The organism is Ruminococcus sp. XPD3002 (assembly GCA_900119535.1).
GTDB classification, from domain to species: Bacteria; Bacillota; Clostridia; order Oscillospirales; family Ruminococcaceae; genus Ruminococcus; species Ruminococcus flavefaciens_H.
On the sequence record FPJT01000020.1, the window covers coordinates 1 to 21,148 of the forward strand.

The window sequence follows — 21,148 nt, forward strand, 5'->3', positions numbered from 1 at the left end:
ACACCTACAACACCTGGTACAACAGATACTACACCTACAGGTCCGGTTACACCTTCAACTACATCAGTTTATGCTGTAGCAGAGGTAAATGACGGTTACTACTTCAACCACGATCCAAGAGCTTACTCAGTAACTAACCACATTAAGTCACTCAGCCTCAAGGTCGTAAATGAAGACGGTACTGAGAGTGATGTTCCGCTCGATATGAGCAAGATCACATTCAGCGATTCTGTAAACGGTTCAGACGTACCAATGGATACTTACAGAGAGGATCAGGTAGATCACACTTACACAATCAATGTACTTTATGAGGGCAAGCCACTCCTCGATAAGGACGGCAACGCAATCAGCTTCAAGGTATTCATTGGTGTCAAGGGTGACGCTAACCTCGATAACAAGGTAGACGCTGGTGACGCTACAAACGTTCTCGTTTACTACTCAGCACTTTCAACTGGCGGAGATCCTGAAAAGACTATCCTTGCCGGCGAGAGTTGCGAGGCTGTAAAGGCAAATCCTGAACTGGATAACCTGGCAGCATTCCTTGCTGACGTAGACCTCGATGTTTACTCAGAAGGCAACTGGAATACAAAGAAGAGCGGAAGAAAGCTTCTTGCTGATGACGCTACGACAATCCTTGTATTCTACAGCACAATGTCCACAGGCGAGACAAACCGCTATAAGGGATGGAATTCATCTCTTGCAGGCCGTGAAGAGAACATGAATAATTCTCTCACAGCTGCAGAAGTAGCAAAGGCTCTTGCTCAGGGCGGAAAAAACTAAGTAACAATTAAGTTATAGAGTTTCAGCCGGACCTTAGGGTCCGGCTTTTTTCCATTATTTGTGGATTGATTTGTATAAAACACAGTGGTATAATCTTATTGAAAGCTGAAATAAAGCGAAATAATGAAGAAAAATAACATTAGTTTCAAAAATTGAAAAAGTTACACTACTTATCTTTATATATTGTGAAATACATACAAAAATGGATAGAATTAATCGTCAATTATTTTTGAAGAAAATGTCCCGTTTTTCTTGACTTATTGAGATTTGTGTGCTAAAATGTAAGTATGAATTTCCAGGTGAGGTGTAGCCTAACCACGCATCAATGCCTGAAATTCGCCCTGCAAGGCGTCTTGGATGCCGCTTGGACGGGGTCAAATAAAAATGTTAGAGAGGTATAGAACAATGAAGAATTCATTATTCAAGAGAGCAATAGCCGCAGCAGCTGCTGTACCGCTTGCGCTCACACAGTGCCTGACAGTCGCAAATGCTGCATCTGTAACAGACGCTGCACCTTCCTTAGCAAAAGACACAGCAATCACAGCAAGTGAGAGCAAGACAATTACTCTTAAAGGCAGTGAGAACAGTCTTCTCTATATCGAACCTAAGGAAGTCGGCAACGAAAAAGAGGATAAGTACCAGCAGATCGCTGCAGACACATTCATCAAGGATTCACTTTGGAATCAGACAGCATACGGTTATCTTAAGGCTGCAAAGCAGTCCGGAAAGATTGATCCTACAGAGATCGTTAACTTCGTTCTCAAGAAGGCTCGCGGCTATAAGGCTGCTGCTGAAAAGACTTCTGAAAAGCTCGAGGATTGCACATACGAGATCGTTGATGACACTATCATAGTAAAGGGCCACATTTCTAATGCTAACTTCAACGGTGACGTTAAGAAGACTCTTGGCGCTAAAATGTGGGAGATCGCAAGAAGATCAGGAGATATGAGTCTCGTTTCCGGTTCATACGCTGACAAGGTTGACGGATCCGGTGATTTCACAATCACTATCCATACAGAATACCTTGAAACTTCTACAGAGATACCTGTTGAGTTCAAGTATGTTCCAACAAACAAGAAGCTCGGCAATGAGCTTGACCTTGGTCAGCTCCCTGAGTTCACAGTAGACCTTCTTGAAACTCTTACAGCTGAAGCTGTAGCAAGAATCAATGCAAGTACTGTCCTTACAGCTGCTGAGAAGGAAGCTGATATCAAGGATCTTACTGATTGGATGAACAAGAATTACATCAACAGAGCTAAGAAGGCTCAGAACTATGTTGACAGATCACTTAAGTTCAAGGAAAGAACTAAGGAAGCTGATAACATTTCTGAACTCATCGCAGCTGTTAACAAGCAGATAACAAAGAGAGGCTATAAGCGTCAGATACCTGCTACAGGTTCTGCAATCGCTGCAAACTCGCAGGTTGCTAAGGCTTATAACAAGGCTGTAGAGCGCTTCAACAACGCTACATCTTATACTCTTAACATCGCTGCTTCAGAGCTCGGTGCAGAGGCTGATACAATTTACGATATCAAGGCTGATGCAAAGGGCGGCTATGCACACGGTACAGCTAAGTACAGAGATGACGAGCAGGAAGCTGTAAAGGCTTACTTCGCTGCTACACCTGCACTTCAGCAGTACAAGGTAGTTGATACATGGAAGGAAATCGAAATAACAGCTAAGTTTGACGGTATCAAGGATACTTCAACACGTGAGTCTGTTGACGTTAAGTTCCAGAGAGTTGTTAAGGTTGAGCCAATAGTTACTACAACTTCAAGCACAACTCCATCAACAACATCTTCAACAACAGTTGTTACATCTGACACAGACACAACTCCTTCAGGTCCTGTTGATACAACTCCAACAGATACAACACCAGTAACACCTGGTACGGACACAACACCTGTAGATACAAATACTACACCTGTTGATACAGATACAACACCTGTTGATACAAATACTACACCTGTAGATACCAATACTACACCTGTTGATACAGATACAACACCTGTTGATACAGATACAACACCTGTTGATACAGATACAACTCCTGTAGATACAGATACAACACCTGTTGATACAAATACTACTCCTACAGACACAGGTACAACACCTATAGATACAGACACAACTCCAACAGCTCCTGTTAACCCAACAGTTTCAACTACAAGAACTGTAGACGTTGTTGCTCCTGTAATCAAGGCTGATACAACAGTTGGTTTCTACCTCGACATTGATGAGAAGTTCAATGATGAGCAGATCAACAGCCTTAAGTATTCAGTAGATCTCGTTCGTCAGTACATCGACGAGGATGACGTTGTAGTTGGCTATGAGTCACTTAAAAAGGGCGAGCAGGTTGATATCCTTGATAAGGTAAGCTTCGGTACAGCTACTCCTGTAAACACATATGTTGAGGGAAGCTCAGAGTTCGCTCATCAGGTAGCTCTTATTGCTACAGAAGATATCACAGCTGCTGACGGTACTGTTATTGCAACAGCAGGCAGCACACTTAAGAACCCTGACGGTTCAGATGTATCTGTAACAGTTTACATCGGTGTTAAGGGCGATGCTAACCTCGACCACAAGGTTGATGCCGGTGACGCTACAACAACACTTATCTACTACTCAGCACTTTCAACAGGCCAGAAGGCTGCTGAAACACAGTTCTCAAACAGCGCACTCGTTGCAAACGCTGAAGACATTCTCGATCATTTCGCTGCATTCCTTTGCGATACAACAAATGAGCCTATGAAGGATGAGAACAACTGGAAGCTTATGAAGCCTGAGAGAAAGATCATGGCAGACGATGCTACATTCATTCTCTCTTACTACTCAGAGCTTTCAATCAAGGCTGAAAAAGGCAGACCTACTTGGAACCTCGTAATGGGTATCCAGTAATCAATAATTAACAAGCATGTTTAGTCTGCCGTCGGACAGGCGGCAGACTACATAATAAAAACTAAATTATCTGAAAGGAATTAAATTGAAATGAAGAAGAGTTCATTAAAGAAGATAGCTGCAGCGCTCGCAATGTCAGCTGTAGCAGTTACTGCATCTTCTGTTAACGCATTTGCAGAAGCTAATAACGGTTATTCTGATGACGCTATCGCTGCATCTGATGTTCGTCCAGTTGCTACTGTAACTAAGGAAGTTATCACACTTGACGAGGCTAAGGCTAACCCAGGCAGAACAGTAAACATCACAATCAGCGGTGGTACAGACCAGAAGTGGGCATCATCCGGTATGCACGTTTACTACGATTCAAGATTAACACTCGCTAATACACCTGTTGGTACACCTGACGTTGAGAGCGGTACAGCTACAAAGTACCTCAGCATGAACGTTAAGGCTGATCCTACTGCTTCAGAGCAGAACATGAAGGGATTCTTCGTAGCAACAGCTGGTACTGGTGACTTCGGTCTCGACGGTGTTTACGCTACATTTACATTAACACTTCCTGCTGATGTTAAGGAAGGCGATGTATTCCCGATCGACATTTTCTACAAGTCAAACGAGAATGCAGAGGATATGTTCCTTGATGCTCAGCGTGCAAAGGGTGCTATGCAGGGTTACTTCTTCACAAAGGGTATCTACAATGCACAGACAAATCCTTTCTCAGCTCCAGCTGAGGATGTAGCTAAGGTTTCTGCTCTTGCTGATATCAGCAAGGATGCTGACGGCTATATCGCTATCGAGGGCGGCACTCCTGTTGTAACAACAACAACACAGGCTCCTGTTACAACAACAACTCAGGCTCCTGTAACTACAACAACTAAGGCTGTAACTACAACAGCTACAAAGGCTCCTGCTACAACATCTGCAACACAGGCTCCTGTTACAACAGTTACAGCTACAGCTACAGCAACAGCTTCTGCTACAGATGCTAATGCTTCTGGCACAAAGACAACAGCTAAGACAACAGCTAAGACAACAGCTAAGACAACAGCTAAGACTACAGCTAAGACAACAGCTAAGAACAACAACTCACCTAAGACAGGTGTTGCTGGTGTAGGCGTTGCAGCAGCAGGTCTTGCAGCAGCAGTTGCTACAGCATTCGTTCTTAGAAAGAAGGAAGACTAATTAATTAGTCAGTGTTCTAACGGATATAAAAGAGGACCTCTTCGGAGGTCCTTTTTGTTATTAAAAAGGGGAGCGCTTGCTCCCCTTTAGTCATCTTCCCGTACAGGCGGTACGTAGTTTACTCCGCCCCAGCCGTCGATATTGGCTCGGCGCATGGCACCGAATATCCTGTCCTTGAACCCGTGATCGTTCCGCTCCATTTCCGCAAGGAATTCTTTTGTGCGCTGTCGGTTTGTGTGACCGTCCGCAGGACAGGCGGACTTCACAATCTGTATATTGCTTCGCCTTACACCTCGTTTTATGTCCTTTTCGGGTGCAAGTATAAGAGGACGTATCATGATAAGGTTCTTGCGTGTTAGCTTCGTAACGGGCGAAAAACAGCCGATACGTCCTTCGCTGAACAGGTTCATAATGAAGGTCTCAACCGCATCATCGTAATTATGTCCCAGTGCGATCTTATTGCAGCCGAGCCGAACAGCTTCATTGTGGAGTGCACCACGGCGCATATGGGCGCACAGACTGCATGGATTGGATTCCTTCCTGACATCGAAAACTATCTCGCCGATCTGCGTATCAACAACATGGTATTCGGTATCGTTTTCCTCACAGAACTTACGCACACTGCTGTAGTCGCCTCTCTTACCGTTAAATCCGGGATCAAGTGTCAATCCTACAACGGTATAGTCGATACCTATGAAGCGTCTGAGCCATATCAGACCGTATAGAAGTGCGAGACTGTCCTTGCCTCCCGATACGCCGACACATATCCTGTCGCCGTCATGTATCATATCAAATTCATTAACTGCCTTACGCATATAACCGAGAATCTTCTGCATTTGTGCCCTCCTGAGCCATTTTTACAGCATTTTACTGTCGAAATAACGAATAATAGTGATTTTTCAGTCATTATTATATCATATTTATAGGAAATTTTCAATTATATCTTGCAAAATCCTGAAAAATATAATATAATAATAGTATCGATTTTATGCGGTTAATATGCTATATTTCCTTATGATAGAGAAAGGACAATAATCTGATGACACCTCAGCTTAAAAATCTGCTGATCATACTTGGTGTGATCGCAATAATTCTTGTGCTGATCATTCTGCTCTTTGGTGGTAGGAGTCCGATCAGACGCTTTATCAACCTCTTCCTTGAAGAGACTGATGTTAATAACGGACGGGGAAGCGCCGTAAGAACTGTAAGGACTTCTTCACCGTCATCAGGCGCTGTAAGCCGTTCAATGGGCGATAACTATACAGAAATGAGAAGCAGTGAGCCCGCTGAACCTGTACAGAAAAAAACATCCGAACCCGTTGTCGTTATGGCTACGCTTATCCGTAAGTGTGATGACCGTCTTCGTGTTATCGAAAGCAGCGGACAGGTAAAGCTCATCGACGAGTATTACGAGCTTATGTTCGTGACGAGAAAAGGACAGAAGCTCAAGATACAGTGTTCAAGGGATGCTTATGAAAAGGTGCCCTTCAATCAGGAAGGTTCACTTACATATAAGAGAAATACACTTGTAAAATTCAAATATTACGAGGATACAGTATTTAACAGCTAACTAAATGGGCGGCTTTTGCCGCCCGTTATTTTCATTTTTTAAAAAACATATCTTACATATATGCAAGGAGTAATTATGGTTAATTTCGGCAATGATTGGGACGAGCTGCTGAAGGATGAGTTCACTAAGGAGTATTATCTCCGACTCAGACAGACTCTCATTAACGAGTATAAAACACAGCGCATCTTCCCCGGAATGTATGATATTTTCAACGCAATGAAGCTCACTTCCTACAACGATGTGAAGTGCGTTATAATCGGTCAGGATCCCTATCACGGCGAGGGACAGGCTCACGGTCTGAGCTTTTCCGTAAGGAAGGGTATAGCTCCGCCGCCCTCTCTGGTGAATATTTTCAAGGAGATAAGGGACGACGTAGGCGTGGATAATCTTGGCAAGCACGGAGAGCTTACAAAGTGGGCTGAGAGCGGAGTTCTGCTTCTTAATTCCGTACTGACCGTCCGTGCAAATCAGGCAAGAAGCCATCACGGTATCGGTTGGGAGCAGTTCACTACGGACGTTATAAAGCTGCTGAACACCCGTCAGAAGCCGATGGTTTTCATGCTCTGGGGCGGTGACGCAAAGACCAAGCAGCAGTTTATTACAAACCCGAACCACCTTGTACTCAAAGCGGCACATCCAAGTCCGCTTTCGGCATATAACGGCTTTTTCGGATGCAGACATTTTTCAAAGGCAAACGAGTTTTTAAGACAGAACGGACTTGACGAGATCGACTGGCATATTGATTAATTTTCGGAGGTTATTATGAAGATAAAGGATCTGTTCAGGGATAAGACTGTTTTCTCTTTTGAGGTTTTCCCGCCAAAGAAAACAAGCTCAATTGATGTAATTTACAATACACTTGATGAACTCAGTGACCTTAAGCCTGATTTTATCAGCGTAACATTCAGTGCTGGCGGCAGCGGAAACGGCGGTTATGCCTGTGATATCGCATCGAAGATAAAGGAAATGGGGATAATACCCGTCCTGCATCTGCCCTGTATAAACTACACTCACGAAGAGATAGACGCTACACTGGACGAGGTCAAAAAGCGCGGTATCGAAAATATACTTGCCCTGAGAGGTGATATCAACCCCGATATACCGCCTAAGCGTGAGTTTCTTCACGCAAGTGACCTTATAACCTATCTGAAAACAAAGGGAGATTTTGACATTTCAGGTGCATGCTATCCCGAATGTCATCCCGATTCGGACACTATCGATGAGGATATCGATAACCTTAAAATAAAGGTCGAGGCAGGTGCGGACCACCTGATCTCGCAGCTGTTCTTTGATAACGAAAGTTTCTATTCCTTCGTTGAGAAGGTACGTGCAAAGGGCATAAATGTACCTATCGAGGCGGGAATAATGCCTGTTGTCAACAAGAATATGATCGAACGTATGGTAACTACATGCGGTGCAAGTCTTCCGCAGAAGTTCGTAAAGATAATGCAGAGATACGAGCACGATCCCGAAGCTCTCCGTGACGCAGGAATTGCCTACGCTATCAATCAGATAGTTGACCTTGCTGCAAGCGGTGTGGACGGAATTCACCTCTACACCATGAACAACGCCTATGTTGCACGTAAGATAAGTGAAGCTGTTTCGGGCATATTGAAGCATGATAAAGCTTGATCCCATCGATATACGCGAAGCTGCACGTTACATGGGCGTCAGGGGAGAACCTGACAGCAATACTCTTGCACTTATAGAAAAGTGCGAGGCAGAGGTCCGCAGACGTGTAAGACCGAATTACGTATACCGTGAATCGGAAATAGATACGAGCGGAGAGGATGTCTTTCTTAAGGATGCAGGTCTGCGGCTTAAGGGGGAGGATATCCGCCGTCACCTCAGTGGATGCAGGAAAGCTGTTATATTTGCGGCGACTCTTTCCTCCGAGGCGGATAAGCTCATACGTCAGACCGCAGTAACGGATGTAGCTGCTGCCCTTGCGGTGGACTGCCTTTGCAGTGCAGCCATAGAACAGGTCTGTGATAAGGCGGAGGAGGAAATATTCTCAGAAGTTGCTGCCGAGTACAGAACATGGCGGTTCAGTCCCGGATACGGGGATCTGCCAATAGACGTACAGGGAGACTTCCTGCGGAGTCTCAACGCTCAGCGCAGGATAGGGCTTACAGTAACCGATAGCTGTCTCCTGCTTCCTACTAAATCCGTAACTGCGATAATAGGCGTTTCGGACGTGCCCATGCACAAAACAACAGGCAGCGGATGTGATTCATGCGGAATGAGGGATCGTTGTGCATTCTCGAAAAAAGGCGGATGCAGCAATTAATTATTCAGTTACCATTTCAATAGTAAAAACTATGCTTTTTATTTACATTTTATCCAAAAAAACTCTTTTAATTTAGCATTGTGACTACATTTTAACTATATTTATATATAAAATGGATATTGACAGTGTGTGTGAATTAATGTTATAATTAATTATAATAAAAACAAGATCAATGGTGTGAAGATCGATACGGAAAAATAAATTGCTCTCCAAACTAAACCTTGCCAAGCAATTTTAGTCATAAAGAAAATTTCTCTGCGTCAGAAAAAACTTGAAATGCGAATGCATTACTGCGTTTTCCTTCCTTGATTAATTTCCTTTCTGACTTCGCCTTTTTGGTAAAGTTTAATCAGTGGAGCAATAAGAAGGAGTTTTGAGAATGAGAAACATGAAATTGTTTAAAACTGCACTTCTGCTTACTGCGATTACTGTGTCGATGACTGGCTGCGGAAGCGGAAAAACAAGCTCTTCAGAAACATATGACAGAGATGTTGATTCCGAGGTCAGAAATGAAGTAAGGGAAAATGTGCAGAATACGGATCTGCTAAAGGGTGAATTGGAAAATAAAACTATAAAATGGCTTTCACACTGGGATATCAATCCCGATGTAACAGGCAAGAACAAACCTACCGAGCTTGTCGCCTTTGAGGAAAAATACGGCGGAAAGATCGAATGGATCAACGTTACATGGGAAAAACGCTACGAAAAGCTTGCGGAAATGATCGCAAACGGTGAAGGAGTTGACTTCTTCCCTGCAAACGATATGGACGCTTTCCCTAAGGGCGCTGTAAGAGGTATGTTCGTACCTGTTGACGACTATATCGACTTTTCTTCTCCCCTCTGGGAGGACGTTAAGGATATCAATGACAGCCTGATGTGGAACGACAGCCATTATTGTACTGTCCTTCAGGCTACAGGCGATAAGGTCGCCTGCATCTATAACCGCAAAACTATGTCAGAGGCAGGCCTTGAAGATCCTGCCGACCTGTACGCAAGAGGCGAATGGGATTGGGACGCTTTTGAAAGTATGCTGAAAAGCTTTGTTGATCCCGCAAATCAGCACTACGGTATAGAGGGCTGGTGGTTTGAGTTCGCACTTATGAATACTACCGGCGTTCCTGCTGTGGGACTTGAAAACTGCAAACTTGTAAACAATCTTTCGGATCCCGCTATAGAGCGTGTACAGAACTGGCTCTATGATCTTAATACTTCGGGCTGTATAGCTATCGGAAGTGCAGACTACGGCTGGGATTCTCATCCCGAATACGTGGGTGAAGGCAAGGTCCTTTTCTACCCTGTGGGACTCTACGAGCTGTATAAGAGTGAGGCCGACTGGAAGAAAGTCTACGGCGAAGATGCCTTCTTCGTACCTATGCCCCGTGATCCCGAGGCTGACGACTACTACATCCCTGTGGGAATGGAGTCTTATGTCTTCGTAAAGGGCGGACAGAACCCCGAAGGCGTTGCTAAGTTCCTGGACTGCAAGCGCTTCGCTATCCTCGATGAGGCTACAAAGAGTATTGCGGATCAGCAGTTCCGTGATGATTACGGCTGGACCGATGAAATGGTCGAGATGCAGCACTCTATGCAGGAGCTTGCCGATGCTAATCCTTTCTTTGATATGTCTACGGGCGTTTCAACCGACTGTGCGGAGATACTCGATAATCAGCTCAGAGCTGCTGCACGCGGTACGCCCTGGAATGAGACCTATGACGCTATATACAATACAGTGGATACCTTCATAAATGAGATCAATGCCGATCCTATACAGAATACTGCCGAATAACGTTGCAAATGGCTAACAAACATAATTATTATTGCATTATTCTGAGTTTTGTGTTATAATAATCTAATTGAAAAGGAAAGATGAAGGAGGGTATGAAATATGTTAACTGCTCTTGTTACTGGCGGTAATGGACTTATCGGTCAGCATATTTGTTCAGGTCTTCTCAAAAAAGGTTTTGCCGTTATATGTGTTGATACCCGTGAAAACGACTATAATGTGGGAAAACTGAACTACGAGTTCATACAGGCTGACCCGAGAGATAAAAATGAGATGGGCGATATTTTCGAGAAAAAAGAGATAAATATATTGATCCATGCAGCTTGTACAGTTGATAATGACCTCGATCCTATCATAACCGAAAAGGTTATGAGCGATTCAAAGGAATGCGATAAGTTCATTTATCGCTACGCTATGGAAGCAAATGTAGAGAAGATAATCCTTCTCAGCACCGATCAGGTGTATGAATTCCCGAAAACCAGAGAGCCTATCCGTGAGGACAGCGAGCTTAAGCCGTCCACGAACTACGCTCAGATGAAGCTTGCTTCCGAAAAAGCACTCATAAACGAGATGCAGCATCATCCTAATACTATATGCTGCGTTATACGTTATGCTCCCGTGTATACCAAGAACTATACCGATAATCTCGTCGCTAAGCTGACAGATCCGAAGGACGGTACAAAGTTCGTATACGGAAAGGGACAGTATGGCTTCCAGCTCTGCTGCGTTCATAATCTTGTAGATTTTATCCTGTGCTTTGCTAAAAACGCAGATGATATCAAATCAGCAGGTGTTTACAACGTAAGCGATAAGGACCTTACAACAGCTGCCGAGATAATAACCTTTATGAGAGAAAATCACCACCTGGGACCTGTTCTTCAGAAGTCTCCCGGAGGAGCGATATCCAAGTTAAAGGGACTCTTCAAGGGCAGCAAGGAAGAGAAAACGAATTATCGCTATCTTGACCTCAGCAAGCTTGAAAACAATAACCTTCTCGACGGAACAAAGGCTGCAAAGCTTGTAAACTTCCGCTGGGACATCCACAACACAAAGTAATAAAATACCTCCGATATCTGTCGGAGGTATTTTAAATTAAATTGAAGGGAAATGTTACAATGAACGATTCAGCAACAGTTAAACCAAAGAAACCACGCAGGATATTCAGAAAAATACTCAAGGTTATCGGCATCATACTTGCGGTCATACTTATTATAATTGCAATTCTGTCGGTGCGTAACCTCATTCTCTGCAAAAGGGACAACGAACTTGTAAAAGATGCATACGGAGAATACTTCACAACATCAAACAGCGCTCGGATGAACTATACTTTATGTGACAGCACTTCGGATAAGGTAGCGGTTATACTCCCCGGCTATGGCAGTCCTACAGTTCACTATGAATTCGATGCCGTTGTAAACGGACTGAAGGACAAGTATAAGATAGTTATCGTTGAACCTCTCGGCTACGGACTAAGCGATGAGACCGACAGTCCCCGTACAGTTGAGAACTACTGCGAGGAGCTTCACAGCCTTATGGAGTATCTCGGGTATGACAGATACACGCTTATAGGTCACTCTATAGCCGGACTTTATTCCCTTTACTATGCAAATACATACACTGATGAAGTTGAATCTTTCATAGGCATAGATTCATCTGTTCCGCATCAGATAGACAGGGATGACTGGTCTGCGAAGCCTGATAACGTATACCATATGTATGAAGTTATGCGGTGGCTCTATTTCAGGACAGGAATAAGCCGTGTTCTCTATGAGCTTTCTATTGATGAAGAAATGGCGAATATACCTACGCTTACGGAAGCGGACAAGGATAAGGTTCTTGCAATGTACTGTTCAAAGCAGTTCGGCGACACTCAGATGAACGAAATGAAGCTTCTTGGACGCAATATTGAGAAATGCTATGATATGAAGTTCCCCGAGTCTGTACCTGTGCTTTATGTACTTGCGAAGGATAACTGCGACATGATGCCTGAGTGGGAGGGCTATCATAAGGATATTGTGACTTCTCCCGAAAGCGTGGTTACTGTCGTTGAGGGACAGCATTATGTACACTTTACCAATCTTAAGGAACTTTTAGAAATTATAATGGAGTGGAAGTATTAAGGATATTACCACTCTTGGATTCTAAATGGGGACCTTTAGCGAAGTCCGGAGGCAGCGCCCTGCACGAGAGAGCGTTCCCTGATAACATAATATCGCAAATAGAAAAAGCAGCCGTAAAGAGAGTTCTTTACGGCTGTTTACATTTATTCTATTACAGTGTAATTATCCGCAGCGTTTTCCTTTGTGGCGTGTTCGGTTACGTTCAGCACCTTGACCTTAAGAGGACGCATTCCCATATTGATCTCGATTATATCGCCGACCTTCACGTCGTATGAAGCTCTTGCGACTTTTCCGTTTACGGATATCTTTTCGGCGTCACAAGCCTCGTTAGCAACAGTTCTGCGCTTTATGAGACGTGTAACTTTAAGGTATTTATCAAGTCTCATGATATCTCCTTTCACAAAAAGGGGACGGCTTCGGACCGTCCCCCACATTTTTTGCTATTACTTGTTAACAGCTTCCTTAAGACCTCTGCCAGCCTTGAAAGCAGGTGCCTTGCAAGGAGGGCAAACCATCTTCTTCTTAGTCTGGGGGTTGATGCAAGTCTTTTCGCCTCTCTCACGAACCTCGAATGTACCGAAGCCTGTGATGGAAACCTTATCGCCCTTTACGAGAGCTTCCTGGATAGCAGCGAGTGTAGCCTCGAGAGCTGCACCTGCGTCCTTCTTTGTGCAATTTGCTTTATCAGCGATAGAATTGATTAATTCAGTCTTTGTCATTGTTATTTTCCTCCATATTTATTTTTTCTTTGGCTTTATCCCAGTAAACATCAAGCTTTTCGATAGGAAGTGTTTTCATATCGATATTATCCGCCTTAGTCATTTCTTCTGTGATCGAAAAGCGTTTTATGAATTTCTCTGTAGAGTCTTTAAGAGCCTGTTCTGCATCGATACCGAGGTGACGTGCAGCATTCACGCATGAGAAGAGCAGGTCGCCCATTTCCTCATAGATATGCTGTTTATCGCCTTCAGCAACAGCAGAATCCAGCTCGGCTTTTTCGTTTGATATACAAGCGATAGCGTCGTCGGCGCAGCGGAAGTCCATGCCTGCGCGCATGGCACGTTTGCCGACCTTCTGTGCCCGCATGAGGGCAGGAAGTGATTTAGCAACGCTTTTAAGGGTTTCTGTATATGATTCCTGTCCCTTAGTCTCCATTTTGATAGCGTCCCAGTTTTTAAGCACCTGATCGGTGTTTTCAGCAAGGACGTCGCCGAAGACATGGGGATGACGTATTATAAGCTTTTTGCAGATGCCGTCACAGATGTCATCAAATGTGAAGGAACCTGTTTCTTCCTCTATTCTGCAATGAAATACGACCTGGAGAAGAACGTCGCCGAGTTCTTCGCGGAGAAGCTCGGTATCCTTAAGGTCTATAGCCTCGATAGCCTCGCAGGTCTCTTCGATAAAATCACTTTTAATAGATTCGTGAGTCTGTTCTCTGTCCCAGGGACAGCCGCCTTCACCGCGGAGAAGTCTCACGATGTCAAGCAGATCGTCGATAGAATAATGATCTTTCTGCTGATATTCAACCATAGGAAAAGCACTCCTTCTATGATACATTAAATTACACCAAAAAGCAACAATTTTTTACATTTTTGGCGGTTGTGTACAAACTATTATACTGTGGTCGGCGTATTTAGTTATATTGCATAGAATACTCTCTCCGTAAGGTCAACGGAGAGAGCTGAGTGTATCATGTTCTGTCAACGAAGCCCACCTTGTGGTAAACCTTTGATACTATACGCTGTGAATAACGTAAAGCCTTTTCTGCACCCTCTGTGTAGCACTGCTTGAGGTATGCCTTGTCTGAAATGAGACGGTCGAATTCTGTGCGGATAGGCTCAAGGTGATCTGCAACAGCTTCACCAACAGCGATCTTGAAGTCGCCGTAGCCCTTGCCTGCGAATTCTGATTCGATAGAAGCGTAGTCCTTGCCTGTAACAGCGGAGTAGATGGACATAAGGTTGTTTATGCCGTCCTTGCCCTCGCGGTAAGCGATGACAGCTTCGCTGTCGGTAACTGCGCGCTTGAATTTACGGATAATGGTATCCTTGTCATCAAGGATGAGGATACATGCATTGGGGTTCTCGTCCGATTTGGACATCTTCTTTGTCGGATCCTGAAGGGACATTACCTTAGCTCCGACTTCGATTATGTAAGGCTCGGGAAGCGTGAAGAAATCGCCGTATCTCTGATTGAAACGCTGAGCGATGTTTCTTGCAAGCTCGAGGTGCTGTTTCTGGTCAACGCCCACGGGTACGAAATCCGCATTATAAGCAAGGATGTCCGCAGCCATAAGTGAAGGATAGGTGAACAGACCTGCATTTACATCGTCGGGGTGCTTCTGGCTCTTGTCCTTGAACTGAGTCATACGTGAAAGCTCGCCGAACTGAGTGTTGCAGCAGAGTACCCAGTTAAGAAGGGCATGAGTAGGAGCATGACTCTGTATGAAGAGTATCGACTTCTGGGGATCGATGCCGCAAGCCATGAGCAGAGCGTAAGCCGCAAGAGAATTCTGGCGGAGCTTTGCAGGTTCCTGCTTTACTGTGATAGCGTGCATATCTGCAACGCAGTAGATGCAGTTATACTCGTCCTGAAGCGGCGACCAGTTCCTTACTGCACCGATGTAGTTGCCGAGAGTGAATGTGCCTGTTGGCTGGATAGCGCTGAAAATAAGTTTCTTATCATCCATATTGTGAGCCTCACTTGATCTCAGGAGTGAGACCTGCATCGTCCTTGAGCTGGCAGCTTCTCAGTTCGTTGAGAACGCGCTGATAGAGAACGTATAATGTACGCATCTCAGGCTGATCCTCGGGGATAAGGCCTGGATTGAACACAACTCTGTAAACGCCGCCCTTTGTAAGGAGGTGTACATAGTGAGCTCTTCCTCTTGGAAGGTCGAAAGCATTGAGCTTTTCAGCCTTTGGTAAAACAACGCCTGCGTTTGCAACGAGGTTATGTGTTGCCTGAACGAGGTTTCTGTACTTCTGTGAAGCACCTGAATACTCGCCGCCGTTGTTGAAATAGAGGTTTGCTGCACCGTTGATGAAACATACCATAGTTGTGAGTATATTAGATGTCATAGGCATGTCTATAACAACACCGTAAACATCGTTTTTCTTGAAGTTTCCGTCAAAGAACTTAACGGGGAAGCTGAGAGCCTGAGCTCTTGTCATCAGGTATTTCTGAGTGACGGGATATCTGTCTGTAGTTGGCATAATTGATCTTTTCCTTTCATTTATACTCTGCGCTGTTGCAAAATATCAATTATGATATTTTGCGATACGCCGATTTTGGCGGCGGACGGCGCATTGCACCGTGCACGCTCCGTTTATACTGCATCTTCAAAGCCGCATAGCAGCCTTCAAAAGGTACAATGTACATTTTGCGATAGAGGCAGGTATATCAGATGTTACAGGATGAGATTCCTGTAAAGATCCCGCTTCTGATTTTATCAGAGGGGAGAGTTTTTTCAGTCGAGCATTTCCCTTGTCATGCGGGCAAGTATCTCCATACCCTTGTCTATCTGCTCGTTTGTAGGAGTAGAATAGTTGAGGCGGAATGAGTGGCTTACCTCATTTTCGTCGATGCTGAATGAATTTCCCGGAACTACTGCGATCTTATAGTCCTGAACAGCCTTAGTGCAGAATGCGTTCATATCGCAGCTTTCTGGGAGAGTACACCAGATGAAGAGTCCGCCTTCAGGTCTGATGTATGTGATCTTGTCAGAGAAGCCGTTGTCTATGTGGTCGCACATAAGACCGCACTTCTTTCTGTATATATCGCGGAGCTTGTTGAAGTGAGCTTCGCGGTCAACAGTAGTCATGAAGCGGTGTGAAACGACTTGCGCCCAGATATTTGAGTGAACGTCGGATACCTGCTTGCAGACAACTATTTTCTGTATGATAGGTGCAGGAGCTGAAACATATCCTGTACGGAAGCCCGATGATATCAGCTTTGAGAAGGTGCTTGAGTAGATAACTCTGCCCTCTGTATCAAGGCTTTTGATAGTCGGGATGTTTTCGCCTGCGAATCTCAGCTCGCCGTATGGATCGTCCTCAAGGATGATGAAATCGTATTTGCAGGCAAGCTCGTAAACAGCCTTGCGCTTTGCAAATGACATAGTGCGTCCTGTCGGGTTCTGGAAATTCGGGATGAGATAGAGTATCTTTACGTTTGGCTGAGTTTTCAGCGCATCCTCGAGCTTTTCGAGGTTTATACCGTCATCTTCCATTTCAACGCCAACAAGGTTTACGTTGTAGGAACGGAAAGCATTGAGCGAACCGATGAAGCTTGGCGACTCGCAGAGAAGTGTATCGCCCTCGTTGAGAAGCACCTTGCAGGAAAGCTCGTTAGCCTGCTGACCGCCTGATGTGATGATGAGATCATCGAATTCTGGGTGGAAGCATCCCTTGCTCTTCATCCAGTCCTTAAGGAATTCGCGGAGGGGAGTGTATCCCTCTGTTACGCTGTACTGGAGCGCAAGGATAGGATCATCACGGAGCAGTTCTGCGGATATCTCGGCGATCTTTTCCTTCGGGAAAGCTTCGGGAGCAGGATTTCCTGCGGCGAATGATATAACTTCGGGGTCTGCGGTGAACTTAAGTATCTCTCTTATAGCGGAAGCCTTAAGACCGCTGACCTTATCGGAAAATTTATATTCCATGTCTGACCAACCTTTCAATAGTCTTATGGCAACACCGCACAAAGACCGCCTTACGTCTTTGCACGTCATTGCCTTAGAGTATAATAAACCATCTAACATTATACCATAAAGTTTTGAAAAAATCAACTCCGCATTGTAAATTTTAACTGATGTGGAATGTGCATAATAAGAGGGCGCTGTTATTGTTCAAAACAGAGATTATCCCCGAACGTTATTGAGAGCTGTTTTTCGGATGTGATATAATATAAGTACCATATTTTTATTTAGGAGGATGAGAAATGAGAATGAAGAAAATATTAGCGGTGGCTATTGCGTTTGCTGTTGTCAGCGGAGGAACTGCTCCCTTTGCGGCAGAAATGCCTGAAATTTCACTGACGGTTAATGCGGCGGATGTTGTTGAAACAGGAAAGCTTGGCGATGATATTACATATACGCTTGACAGTGAGGGAAAACTTACAATCAGCGGTACGGGGGATATGGCGGCTAATCTTTATTATAAAAGCCCATTTTCTAATAGAAATAAGATAAAATCTGTTACTATCGGAAACGATATTACAAACATAGGAAGTGGGGCGTTTTATAAATGTTATTCACTTGAATCAATAACCATCCCTGACTCTGTCACAAGTATCGGAGATTCTGCGTTTGACTCGTGCGTGAAACTTGAATCAATAATCATCCCTGATTCTGTTACAAGCATCGGTGATTATTCGTTTAAATCGTGCTCAAAACTTGAATCAATAACCATCCCTGACTCTGTTACAAATATCGGAGGTTGGGCGTTTAGTGGAACAAACTGGCTTAAAGAAAATACGGATAAAACCCCATTGTTTATTGTCAATGGTATACTTATCGACGGAAGAAAATGCTCAGATGATGTAGTAATTCCCGATTCGGTTACAAGTATTGGAGAAAGTGCGTTTTATCATTGTACGAATCTCAAATCAATAACTATTCCTGATTCTGTTATAAGCATAGGAGCTGCTGCGTTTGAGTCTTGTGATTCGATTGAATCAGTAGCTATTCCTGATTCTGTCACAAGTATCGGAGATTCTGCGTTTCGCTCGTGTTCAAAACTTGAATCAATAACTATTCCTGATACTGTTACAAGTATTGGGAGTTATGCGTTTTTTGGTTGTTCATCCCTTGAATCAATAACTATCTCTGATGCTGTTACAAATATCGGAGGTTTAGCGTTTAGTGGAACAAAATGGCTTGAAGAGAACACTGATAAAACGCCATTATTTGTTGTCAATGGTATACTTATCGACGGAAGAAAATGCTCAGATGATGTAGTAATTCCCGATTCAGTTAAAAGTATCGGGGAAAGAGCATTTTATCAGTGTACGAATCTCAAATCAATAACCATCCCTGACTCTGTTACAATTATCGGAAAAGATGCGTTTGAGTCTTGCGATTCAATTGAATCAATAAGTATCCCTAATTCTGTTACAAGTATTGGAATTGGTGCGTTTTCGGCTTGTTTTTCACTTGAATCAATAGTTATTTTTAATCATGACTGTGAAATTTATGATACCCCAAGTACCATATCCAATGGTTATGTAAACGGTATTGGTGATACATACGTTGGTGTAATAAAAGGCTATGATAATTCCACAGCACAAGCCTATGCAGAGAAATATAATCGCAGATTCGAGTCCCTCGGCGCTGCTCCAGAAGATAATGCAACAGAGTCAGGCGACCTTAACGATGACGGCAAAATAGATGCAAACGATGCTACACTTGTCCTCGTTAACTACTCGCTGCTGTCAACAGGTGAAAAGATTCAGCTTACAGAGAGTCAGCAGAAAGCCGCAGACGTAAACGGCGACGGAAAGATAGATTCCTCCGATGCTACAACTATACTGCAATACTACTCCTACCTCTCAACAGGCGGTAAGTACTCCTTTGCGGACTTTATGGCTTCACAAAAATAAAACACAAGGCGGAACTCAGAGGGTTCCGCTTTTGCATATTTCCGCACAGGTCGGCATATTATTGTTTGAAATAAATGACGAAATGCGGTGATAAAGATAAGAAAGCAGGATTTTCTCAAAGGCTCGCTGATACTCATGCTGTCCGCAGCCGCAGCAAAGGTACTGGGAGCGGTTTTCAAGATACCTCTCACGAATATGCTCGGGGGAGTGGGGATGAGCTATTTCAGCTGCGCCTACAGTCTGTTCCTGCCTGTTTATGCCCTTACGGTAACAGGCATTTCTTCGGCTGCGGCACGTCTTACGGCTCAGGCATCGGCACTTGGTCTGTACGGCGATGTGAAGCGCATCCGACGAGTGGCACTTGCTATTTTCTCGGCTGTTGGAGCGGTCGGAAGCGGACTTGTATTTCTTCTTGCACGTCCGTTCAGTGTATTCTCGGCAGGCGGTACGGAGGCTGCACCTGCTATCGCAGTTATAGCTCCGTCTGTTTTTTTCGGCTGCATAACGGCAGTTGAACGTGGCTGCTATGAGGGACTCAATGACATGTATCCTACCGCTGTTTCACAGGTAATCGAGGGCGCAGTGCGTGTCGGCGCTGGACTGTGGCTTTGCAGCTATGCACTCGGCCACAGTGATGCACTTGCGGAGTATCTTCCCTTTGCAGTGGACGAAAGAGCACTTGCTGCGGCAGCAGGTATGCTGGGAGTTACACTTTCTTCCGCTGCGGCGGCGCTGTTTTTTGCGTTGGCGAGATTGTTTGCCGTCAGGGACAAAACAGGGGGAGAGTGCGCACAGTCTACGGGTGATATTGCAAGGGAATTGCTGTCTACGGCGCTGCCTACGGGTTTAGGTGCGGTAGTTACGAACCTCACCGCAGTTATCGATATGTGGACTGTGATATGGTGCATATCCCGGTTTGGCGGGTACGAAGCACCTGTGGGGACGGATGCATCGGATGTTCCGCAGTTCGTATACGGTTCGTTCGCCGGTATAGCGATAACGGTGTTCAACCTTGTGCCTTCGGTCACGAATATGCTCGGCAAAGGCATACTTCCCTGTGTTGCGGAAGCCTGGACTTCAAAGAACTTCGCATCCCTTGCCGCACGGAGCGAACAGGCACTTTATACTGCGGCGGTAATAGCTGTACCTGCTGCCTGCGGAATGGGAGTCCTTTCGGGTGAGGTACTGGGAGTTCTTTTTCCGCGGCAGTCCGACGAGGTTGAAATATGCGTGGGAGCTTTCAGGTGCATGATGCCGGGAATGGTTTTTCTGTGCGTGAGTTTTCCGCTTTTCAGCATGCTTCAGGCAATAGGACGTGCAGGAACTCCGCTGAAAATAATGTCCGCAGGTACTATTGTGAAGCTTGCAGGGAATATGCTGCTCATCCCTGTCATGGGAGTTGAAGGGGCGGCGGTATCTACTTCCGTATGCTACGGAGTTATACTTGCGGCGGCAGCATTTGCCTATTTCAGGACGTCAGGTATATCCGTGGACTACAGACCGTTTGTGTCCCTTGTCTACTCGGGGACGATGTGTGCAGGTGCAGCGTGGCTGACGGCTGATATATGCCGCAGGGCAGGTCTCGGAAGTATCGCTGTAATACTTGCCGCTGCATTTTTCGGCGGAGGAGCGTACTTTCTCTCACTATGGCTCTCATCGGGAAGAACCGGACTTGGTGTACTGAAAGGCGCAGGAGGTCACGGTATACATTAAAAATACCCGAAGTGATCTGCGGACCGCTTCGGGTAATGTTTTATACTCGGTTATTCTGCACGGAAGTGTAGAGCTGCTTTCGCTAAATGAACTATTATCATAAATCAGAATTTAGCGGAGCTAAATTCTGATTTAAGCCGTTAGCCCATAGCCATTAGCCGTTAGCCTGATGTAGGGGCGGCGTTCCGCCGCCCGATAATAAAGCGGCG

At 44.8% G+C, this 21,148-nt stretch carries 19 protein-coding genes; 12 read left to right on the forward strand and 7 right to left on the reverse strand.

The genetic code is table 11. The features are described 5' to 3' along the window. The 3 genes from BT127_RS16960 to BT127_RS14225 all read left to right on the forward strand — a co-directional run. The coding region (locus BT127_RS16960; RefSeq protein WP_175541980.1) for a cellulose-binding protein CttA-related protein at positions 1 to 780 on the forward strand (780 nt) is incomplete at its 5' end. Positions 781 to 1,185: 405 nt separating this feature from the next. Continuing rightward, on the forward strand, positions 1,186 to 3,678 hold the full coding sequence (locus BT127_RS14220) for a cellulose-binding protein CttA-related protein (RefSeq protein WP_075425639.1): 2,493 nt from the start codon (positions 1,186 to 1,188) through the stop codon (positions 3,676 to 3,678). 90 nt (positions 3,679 to 3,768) lie between these two features. Continuing rightward, a complete protein-coding gene (locus BT127_RS14225; protein ID WP_075425640.1) occupies positions 3,769 to 4,860 on the forward strand; it encodes an NPXTG-anchored protein in 1,092 nt (363 codons plus the stop codon). An 86-nt stretch (positions 4,861 to 4,946) separates the two neighbouring features. Here the strand turns inward: BT127_RS14225 and BT127_RS14230 are convergent, their stop codons facing one another. Beyond that, positions 4,947 to 5,696, reverse strand: coding sequence for a tRNA 2-thiocytidine biosynthesis TtcA family protein (locus BT127_RS14230; protein ID WP_075425641.1), 750 nt, complete (start codon positions 5,694 to 5,696; stop codon positions 4,947 to 4,949). Between the two features lie 203 nt (positions 5,697 to 5,899). On the opposite strand from BT127_RS14230, the gene BT127_RS14235 reads away from it, so the two are divergent. From BT127_RS14235 to BT127_RS14265, 7 genes are all read left to right on the forward strand, one after another. Continuing rightward, complete coding sequence (locus tag BT127_RS14235) at positions 5,900 to 6,430, forward strand: DUF2500 family protein (protein ID WP_075425642.1); 531 nt, start codon at positions 5,900 to 5,902, stop codon at positions 6,428 to 6,430. Positions 6,431 to 6,505: 75 nt separating this feature from the next. Beyond that, positions 6,506 to 7,177, forward strand: a complete 672-nt coding sequence (locus BT127_RS14240; protein WP_075425643.1) for a uracil-DNA glycosylase — start codon at positions 6,506 to 6,508, stop codon at positions 7,175 to 7,177. A gap of 15 nt (positions 7,178 to 7,192) precedes the next feature. Further along, positions 7,193 to 8,062 (forward strand): methylenetetrahydrofolate reductase [NAD(P)H], encoded by an 870-nt coding sequence (metF, locus tag BT127_RS14245; protein WP_075425644.1) that lies wholly within the window; start codon positions 7,193 to 7,195, stop codon positions 8,060 to 8,062. Continuing rightward, positions 8,049 to 8,720: a vitamin B12 dependent-methionine synthase activation domain-containing protein gene (locus BT127_RS14250; RefSeq protein ID WP_318257275.1), complete on the forward strand. Its 672-nt coding sequence runs from the start codon at positions 8,049 to 8,051 to the stop codon at positions 8,718 to 8,720. Before metF ends, BT127_RS14250 begins: the two co-directional genes overlap by 14 nt. Before the next feature lie 379 nt (positions 8,721 to 9,099). Further along, positions 9,100 to 10,506 (forward strand): ABC transporter substrate-binding protein, encoded by a 1,407-nt coding sequence (locus BT127_RS14255; RefSeq protein ID WP_075425645.1) that lies wholly within the window; start codon positions 9,100 to 9,102, stop codon positions 10,504 to 10,506. A gap of 99 nt (positions 10,507 to 10,605) precedes the next feature. Then, entirely contained in the window at positions 10,606 to 11,559 is a 954-nt protein-coding gene (locus tag BT127_RS14260; protein WP_075425646.1) for an NAD-dependent epimerase/dehydratase family protein, read from the forward strand. Positions 11,560 to 11,618: 59 nt separating this feature from the next. Next, positions 11,619 to 12,623 (forward strand): alpha/beta fold hydrolase, encoded by a 1,005-nt coding sequence (locus BT127_RS14265; RefSeq protein WP_075425647.1) that lies wholly within the window; start codon positions 11,619 to 11,621, stop codon positions 12,621 to 12,623. A gap of 143 nt (positions 12,624 to 12,766) precedes the next feature. Here BT127_RS14265 and BT127_RS14270 read toward each other — a convergent pair whose 3' ends face one another. From BT127_RS14270 to BT127_RS14295, 6 genes are all read right to left on the reverse strand, one after another. Next, positions 12,767 to 13,009 carry an RNA-binding S4 domain-containing protein gene (locus BT127_RS14270; protein ID WP_075425648.1) on the reverse strand — a complete coding sequence of 81 codons (243 nt, stop codon included), beginning with the start codon at positions 13,007 to 13,009 and terminating at the stop codon, positions 12,767 to 12,769. A gap of 57 nt (positions 13,010 to 13,066) precedes the next feature. Further along, a complete protein-coding gene (locus BT127_RS14275; protein WP_075425649.1) occupies positions 13,067 to 13,342 on the reverse strand; it encodes an HU family DNA-binding protein in 276 nt (91 codons plus the stop codon). Next, positions 13,329 to 14,156: a nucleoside triphosphate pyrophosphohydrolase gene (gene mazG / locus BT127_RS14280; protein WP_075425650.1), complete on the reverse strand. Its 828-nt coding sequence runs from the start codon at positions 14,154 to 14,156 to the stop codon at positions 13,329 to 13,331. Before mazG ends, BT127_RS14275 begins: the two co-directional genes overlap by 14 nt. A 160-nt stretch (positions 14,157 to 14,316) precedes the next feature. Further along, positions 14,317 to 15,315 carry a tryptophan--tRNA ligase gene (gene trpS, locus BT127_RS14285; protein ID WP_075425651.1) on the reverse strand — a complete coding sequence of 333 codons (999 nt, stop codon included), beginning with the start codon at positions 15,313 to 15,315 and terminating at the stop codon, positions 14,317 to 14,319. A 10-nt stretch (positions 15,316 to 15,325) separates the two neighbouring features. Beyond that, on the reverse strand, positions 15,326 to 15,841 hold the full coding sequence (locus tag BT127_RS14290) for a hypothetical protein (protein ID WP_075425652.1): 516 nt from the start codon (positions 15,839 to 15,841) through the stop codon (positions 15,326 to 15,328). A 254-nt stretch (positions 15,842 to 16,095) separates the two neighbouring features. Beyond that, the gene (locus BT127_RS14295) at positions 16,096 to 17,289 is read right to left on the reverse strand and encodes an aminotransferase-like domain-containing protein (RefSeq protein ID WP_075425653.1); all 1,194 of its coding nucleotides are present in this window, start codon (positions 17,287 to 17,289) and stop codon (positions 16,096 to 16,098) included. Between the two features lie 278 nt (positions 17,290 to 17,567). On the opposite strand from BT127_RS14295, the gene BT127_RS14300 reads away from it, so the two are divergent. Both BT127_RS14300 and BT127_RS14305 read left to right on the forward strand, forming a co-directional pair. Continuing rightward, entirely contained in the window at positions 17,568 to 19,226 is a 1,659-nt protein-coding gene (locus tag BT127_RS14300; protein ID WP_075425654.1) for a leucine-rich repeat protein, read from the forward strand. An 87-nt stretch (positions 19,227 to 19,313) separates the two neighbouring features. After that, the gene (locus BT127_RS14305) at positions 19,314 to 20,939 is read left to right on the forward strand and encodes an oligosaccharide flippase family protein (RefSeq protein ID WP_075425655.1); all 1,626 of its coding nucleotides are present in this window, start codon (positions 19,314 to 19,316) and stop codon (positions 20,937 to 20,939) included. Positions 20,940 to 21,148 lie beyond the last annotated feature (209 nt).

Bases quoted from the DNA above. Each gene is read 5' to 3' on its own strand.
- BT127_RS14220 (WP_075425639.1), top strand. From the start codon at position 1,186: ATGAAGAATTCATTATTCAAGAGAGCAATAGCCGCAGCAGCTGCTGTA.
- BT127_RS14225 (WP_075425640.1), top strand. From the start codon at position 3,769: ATGAAGAAGAGTTCATTAAAGAAGATAGCTGCAGCGCTCGCAATGTCA.
- BT127_RS14230 (WP_075425641.1), bottom strand. From the start codon at position 5,696: ATGCAGAAGATTCTCGGTTATATGCGTAAGGCAGTTAATGAATTTGAT.
- BT127_RS14235 (WP_075425642.1), top strand. From the start codon at position 5,900: ATGACACCTCAGCTTAAAAATCTGCTGATCATACTTGGTGTGATCGCA.
- BT127_RS14240 (WP_075425643.1), top strand. From the start codon at position 6,506: ATGGTTAATTTCGGCAATGATTGGGACGAGCTGCTGAAGGATGAGTTC.
- metF (WP_075425644.1), top strand. From the start codon at position 7,193: ATGAAGATAAAGGATCTGTTCAGGGATAAGACTGTTTTCTCTTTTGAG.
- BT127_RS14250 (WP_318257275.1), top strand. From the start codon at position 8,049: ATGATAAAGCTTGATCCCATCGATATACGCGAAGCTGCACGTTACATG.
- BT127_RS14255 (WP_075425645.1), top strand. From the start codon at position 9,100: ATGAGAAACATGAAATTGTTTAAAACTGCACTTCTGCTTACTGCGATT.
- BT127_RS14260 (WP_075425646.1), top strand. From the start codon at position 10,606: ATGTTAACTGCTCTTGTTACTGGCGGTAATGGACTTATCGGTCAGCAT.
- BT127_RS14265 (WP_075425647.1), top strand. From the start codon at position 11,619: ATGAACGATTCAGCAACAGTTAAACCAAAGAAACCACGCAGGATATTC.
- BT127_RS14270 (WP_075425648.1), bottom strand. From the start codon at position 13,009: ATGAGACTTGATAAATACCTTAAAGTTACACGTCTCATAAAGCGCAGA.
- BT127_RS14275 (WP_075425649.1), bottom strand. From the start codon at position 13,342: ATGACAAAGACTGAATTAATCAATTCTATCGCTGATAAAGCAAATTGC.
- mazG (WP_075425650.1), bottom strand. From the start codon at position 14,156: ATGGTTGAATATCAGCAGAAAGATCATTATTCTATCGACGATCTGCTT.
- trpS (WP_075425651.1), bottom strand. From the start codon at position 15,315: ATGGATGATAAGAAACTTATTTTCAGCGCTATCCAGCCAACAGGCACA.
- BT127_RS14290 (WP_075425652.1), bottom strand. From the start codon at position 15,841: ATGCCAACTACAGACAGATATCCCGTCACTCAGAAATACCTGATGACA.
- BT127_RS14295 (WP_075425653.1), bottom strand. From the start codon at position 17,289: ATGGAATATAAATTTTCCGATAAGGTCAGCGGTCTTAAGGCTTCCGCT.
- BT127_RS14300 (WP_075425654.1), top strand. From the start codon at position 17,568: ATGAGAATGAAGAAAATATTAGCGGTGGCTATTGCGTTTGCTGTTGTC.